This window comes from Mangrovibacterium sp. (genome assembly GCF_059905295.1).
Map to the genome: position 1 here is coordinate 1 of NZ_JBZQJF010000275.1, position 6,250 is coordinate 6,250.

Here is a 6,250-nt window from a genome sequence, read left to right on the forward strand (position 1 = left end):
ATCATTGGCACGCATTCGAAGATTTGTTCCGTCGGTTGCAATAACACGAACACGAGCTCCATCGATGCGGGCTCCGGTTTCCTTATCATAAATCTCCCCCGTAATACGATATACTTTCGGAGGTAAGTAAAACGAGTAAATATCATCACTACGGGATCCTTTTCGATTCGAGGCAAATAAACCGTGTGGATTTGCTTCGTTAATAAAGGTCATCCCAAAGTCGTCGCCTGAAGAGTTCACCGGAACCTTTAAATTTTCAACGGTCCAATGTCCATCATCGCCTTTCGTCGCTTTAAAAATATCCAAGCCTCCCATTCCCGGCCAATAATCAGATGAAAAATAGAGGTTTCCTTCATAGTCCATAGAGGGAAAAACCTCATTACCCGGCGTGTTAATTTCCTTACCCAGATTAACAGGACTTCCAAAAGAATTTCCTTCCCGGGTGGCCATCCAAATATCGGTACCGCCCAAACCACCTCTTTTATTTGAGGCAAAATAAAGCGTATTCCCATCGGGTGAAAAGGCTGGGTGGGCAGCAATCAGGCTATCGCCAACCAAAGGAATCAACATCGGCTCGGACCAATTTCCACGCGACATTCGGGTAGCAAAAAGGCTGGCACCCATATCTTTTGTTTTATCGTAGCGACATCGTGTAAAAACCATCAAATCACCGTTGGGCGAAATGGCAGGTGCTCCTTCATCATCTTCACTATCAATCAATCTTGTTTCATCCAGCAATTCGGGTTCCGACCACTTCTGCTTTTGCAGCAGAAACTCAGAACGAAACAAATCCCCAAAATGCTCACCGGTAATAGCACTCTTCTGCTTGCCGGTATTATCGCTTTCACGCATCGACGAAAAAATCACTTCATTATCGCGTCCTCCAACATAGGCCGGGCCATAATCACTGTACTTGGAACTTAACTCGCGAACAGGTGTAACAATGTATCGGCTGGGGTTCTTCTCCCATTCAGGAATATAATCACAAGCTTCCAATCCCTCCTTAGCACGCACGTCATCCGGAAACAGCTCCAGATATTGTTGATAATAAAGCTTTGCATCCTCGAAGTTCTGATAGGCTCTCAAACATTCGGCACAATAGAAAATTACTTTTTTATCCGGATAATCTCGGCGGATTGCATTTCGATACCAGATAGCCGCCCTACCGTAATCGCCGAGTTTATGGTAAGCCTGCGCTAACTGATAGGCCATTTCCATACGATGTTGTGGATTATTATCCTTGCGGTAAACTTTTCGGAGCTTCTCGGCCGATTGATAGTATTCTCCCCTTTCGACCGATGAAATACCTGAATTATACATTTTTTGCGATGTACAGGCACACACCAGGATCAGAACAACAAGGCTCAAAAAACGGGAAAATAAAGGTCGATTCATGTAGTCGATGATTTATCGCTAAAAATACTAGTTTCTATCCGTTTAGGACAAACGCAATTTTTAAAGTTAAAGTATTCAAGGGTATTATTTTCTGCATTCTGAAGACCAAGCAAAAAAGGCTACGGGCGAATACCTGCAGCCTTTTGTATGTTATAGGACGCAAACGACTCAATCCTGGTCTTACCAGATTTTCACGCGCAAGCTATCCGGACGCCACATGGCATCGCCTTCCTGCACATTAAATGTTTTGTAGAACGGGGTCATATCAGCCAAAGGTCCGTTAACGCGGAACTTAGCCGGCGAGTGCACATCACTCCGAACCTGGTTAGCCACTGCTTCGGGGCGCATATTCAGCATCCAGGCCATAGCATAGCCCAGAAAGAAACGTTGATCCGGTGAAAGACCGGCAATCATCACCTTGTTTTTATACTGAGCTGTTTGCTGAAAAGCCTGGTAACCCATCATAATACCACCCAGATCGGCAATGTTTTCACCCTGTGTCATTTCACCGTTGATATGCAGGCTGTCCACAGCAATATAACCGTCAAACTGGTCAACAATCATCTTTGTTTTGCTGTAGAACCGGATGCTGTCCTGAGCGGTCCACCAGTTATTCAGGTTTCCTTTCTCATCGTATTTACTCCCCTGATCGTCGAAACCGTGTGTCATTTCGTGACCAAAAGTTGAACCTCCGATAATTGCATAGAGGATCGCATCGTCGGCCATTTTACGCTCGTAGCCCGGCACCATGATATTACAGCCCGGCACTACGATTTCATTATTCGAGGGGTTGTAGTATGCATTATAAGTTTGCGGCTGCATGCCCCATTCTTTCCGGTCGACAGGCTTACCGTATTTCGAAACATTGTAGCGGGTGTACCATTCGGATGCATTCATCATATTGTGTACATACGAAGAACGGTTAATCTCCAGGCTGCTCAAATCCTTCCATTGATCCGGGTAGCCCACTTTCATAATCATACCATCCAGCTTGTGCAAAGCTTTTTCCTTGGTCGTTTCGCTCATCCAGTCGAGCTGTTTAATCCGCTCGGCATAAACCGTTTTGATGGAATTACCTATCTCGAGCAATTTCTCTTTGGTACCCTTCGGCAAATAATCGGACACATAAACCTGGCCAATCAAATCGCCCAAAACGCTATTGGTAGCACCGACCACCCGTTTCCAGCGCGGACGAGGTTCTTCTATCCCGCGCAAAGTTTTCCCGTAAAAGTTGAAAGAAGTCATGTAGGTATGATCGTCGAGGCAATTGCTGAGTCCATCCAACAGATGCAGCTTCAGGTAATCTTTCCAAACCGAAAGGGGATAACTCTTCAGATACCCGTTCAGAGCCGCCAGGAATTCAGGCTGACCAACAATGACCGTATCGATAGCACCAAACCCCAGGCCCGAAGTGAAGGTTTTCCAATCGAAATTCGGTGTTGAAGCCGCCAGGGCATCGTAGGTAATTTTGTTATAGTTTTTCAAAGGATCTCGGGTATCCTCTGTTTTCCGAGATACACGGGCCAGATCGGTTTCCAGCTTCATCACCGCCTTGGCCGATTCGGATGCCCGATCAGCCGGGTAACCCATAATTACAAACATGCTGTCGAGAAAGTCGACAAAAGCAGCACGCACATGTTTGGCACGCTCGTCGGTGGCAAAATAATACTCGCGATCGGGCAGGCTTAGTCCGCCCTGCGAAATACAAACCGCATTCTTGGCACTGTTTTTATCATCCTGGCCTACATAAATGCCCAGCATCGGCGAGGCTGCAGTCAGATGCACAAAAGCTGCTTCACGAGCCAGGCCATTCAGATCGGTAATGGCATCAATCTGGTCCAGGTACTTTTTCACCGGATCAATACCGGCTGCATTAAGGCTTACGCTGTCCATACCTGTATTGAACAAGTCGCCGATTTTCTGCTTGGCGGTTCCCGCCTCCGCATCCTTCAGCGCAGCTGCCGACTCACAAATATTACGAACCTGTGCATTAACCGTGTCCTGGATAATCTGGAAGATCCCATTGTAAGTCTCACTGGCCGGAATAGGGTTTTCCTTAAACCACTTTCCATTGGCATAGCTGAAAAAGTCGTCCCCCGGACGAACAGTCGTGTCAATATGAGCAGCCAACGCATCCGGGCCCTCATCGATTTTTGACGACTGCGGCTGGCAGGCGACCAACAGGGCCAAGCCAACTGCAGCGAACAACAAACTACAAGTCTTCATATTGAATACTATTTTAAATATTGAAAATGCTTTATTTTACCCTTCAACCCACTTGCTCAAAGTTACAGATATTAGGCTAAACATGTTAAGCTTTCGCGCGATTTTATGACAAGTACAAATATCTTCTGTACGAACAAACATAACACGATGAGCTGTAATGAGGCAGGGAAATAACTGATTACCCGCAAAAGAAAAGAGGTTTGCACGATGATGCAAACCTCTTTTTATATCTGATCGTGAAAGTTCTATTTCACAAACAAAAGCTCACGGTATTTGGGCAAAGGCCATAACTCATTATCAACCGCCAACTCCAGTTTATCGATGTGATAACGGATCTCATCCAGGAATGGGAATACGGTTTTCTCATAAGCTTTTGCTTTTGCTTCAGCCCCTTCAATCACATTCGCTTTTTTGCGAGCCTCAACCATATCCTTCACTCTCAACTTGATTGTAGAGATATGCCCTCCGATTTCACGAATAAGCTCCAGACGCCCTTCAGCAAGCGTATCAAATTCTTCAGCAGGGAAGATATCCTTCAGACGCTTCACGTTGTCCATCAGGCTCGTTTGATATTGCACAGCAATCGGGACAATATGGTTGATTGCCAAGTCACCCAAGACGCGCGCCTCAATCTGAACTTTCATGGTATACTTTTCATACTCCACTTCAGCACGGCTCTCCAGTTCATTCTGATTTAAGACCTCAACCGAAGAAAAAAGCTTAACGACATCAGGGCGCGAATACGCAGAAACAGCTTCAGGAACGCTCGTCACATTTGTCAAACCGCGCTTCTTGGCTTCTTTAATCCACTCTTCACTGTAACCATTTCCATCAAACCTAATCGGTTTGGTTTCTATTATCAGACGTTTCAGAACCTGGAAGATAGCCTCATCTTTCTTAACATTCTTTTCGACCAAGGCATCCACCTCGGTTTTAAAATTTTTCAGCTGTGCTGCCAAAGCGGTGTTCAGGGCAATCATTGAAGCGGCACAGTTAGCCGAAGAACCAACAGCCCGTAACTCAAATCGGTTTCCCGTAAATGCAAAAGGCGATGTACGATTCCGGTCAGTCGTGTCTAATATGATTTCCGGAATACGTCCAATATTCAATTTTAAGGCCGTTTTCTCATCGGGTGTCATCTTCCGCTCCACCACTGCCTCTTCCATCAAATCAAGCATTTTACTTACTTCCGATCCCAGAAAAACCGACAAAATTGCCGGTGGTGCTTCATTCGCTCCTAATCGATGTGCATTTCCGGCCGAAATGATGCTGGCCCGAATCATATCCTGATTGTCATAAACTGCTTTCAGCGTATTTACCACAAAAGTCAAAAACTGCAAATTCGTTTTCGGATTTTTCCCTGGTGAGTATAAGTTAACACCTGTATCAGTCACCAGCGACCAGTTATTGTGTTTACCCGAACCGTTTACACCGGCGAAAGGCTTTTCGTGAAACAACACCATAAACTTATGACGACGGGCAATTTTCTTCATAATGTCCATCAGAAGCTGGTTGTGGTCATTCGCAAGGTTAGCCTCCTCGAAAATAGGAGCAACCTCAAACTGGTTAGGAGCAACCTCGTTATGCCGGGTTTTTACCGGAATGCCGAGTTTATAAGCTTCATTCTCCAGGTCTTCCATAAAACGATAAACCCGCGTTGGTATAGAGCTGAAGTAATGATCGTCCAGTTGTTGATCTTTCGATGAAGCATGCCCCATCAAGGTACGACCCGTCAATACCAAATCAGGACGAGCCATATACAAGGCTTCATCAATCAGGAAGTACTCCTGTTCCCAACCCAGATTTGCCTGAACCTCGGTCACTGTCTTATCGAAATATTGACAAACTTCGGTTGCTGCTTTATCCACTGCTGACAAAGCACGCAGGAACGGTGTTTTATAGTCCAGAGCCTCGCCTGTATATGAAATAAATACGGTAGGAATACAAAGCGTTCCATCCACAATGAAAGCCGGCGATGAAGCATCCCAGGCCGTATAGCCACGAGCTTCAAACGTTTGACGGATTCCGCCACTCGGGAAAGAAGAAGCATCGGGCTCCTGCTGCGAAAGCAACTTACCGGAGAATGCTTCAACAACACCACCATCTTCTCCATGAATAATAAAAGCATCGTGCTTTTCCGCCGTTCCATCTGTCAATGGATGGAACCAGTGAGTATAGTGTGTAGCACCATTCTCAGTCGCCCAGGCCTTCATTCCCTGAGCTACCTGATCGGCCATTTTCCGGTCGATTGGTGCACTGTTATCAATTGCGTCACAAACAGCTTTATAAGCCTCCCTTGATAAATATTTTTTCATCTTCGGACGGTCAAAAACCTTTGTTGCATAATAATCCGATGTCAGGTTATGCTCCCTGTGAACTTCAATTGGTTTACGCGAAAGTACCTCTTCCAGCGCTTTGAATCTAAATACAGCCATTTTTATAATTCAAAAGTTAATTTGTTAGGTATTTACGAATTGCTCCATTTACACAGCTTTTCTTGTCAAAAGAAGTTTGAATGAAGCACAAAAATGAAATAGTCCCGCGATTATTTCACCCGGCAAAATTAGACCTTTTTTCATATAACCTCCACTTGCATACCTATTTTGTGACCAAAAACAATCAATTTTCG

The 6,250-nt window shown here is 45.3% G+C and carries 3 protein-coding genes; all 3 read right to left on the minus strand.

The window, feature by feature from the left end:
• Nucleotides 1-1,395, minus strand: a 1,395-nt coding sequence (locus AC37HE_RS14150) for a hypothetical protein (RefSeq protein ID WP_500783502.1), incomplete at its 3' end; no start/stop codon positions are given.
• A gap of 180 nt (nt 1,396-1,575) precedes the next feature.
• The gene (locus tag AC37HE_RS14155) at nt 1,576-3,621 is read right to left on the minus strand and encodes a M13 family metallopeptidase (RefSeq protein WP_500783503.1); all 2,046 of its coding nucleotides are present in this window, start codon (nt 3,619-3,621) and stop codon (nt 1,576-1,578) included.
• Between the two features lie 245 nt (nt 3,622-3,866).
• The gene (locus AC37HE_RS14160; protein WP_500783504.1) at nt 3,867-6,056 is read right to left on the minus strand and encodes a glutamine synthetase III family protein; all 2,190 of its coding nucleotides are present in this window, start codon (nt 6,054-6,056) and stop codon (nt 3,867-3,869) included.
• Between the last annotated feature and the right edge of the window lie 194 nt (nt 6,057-6,250).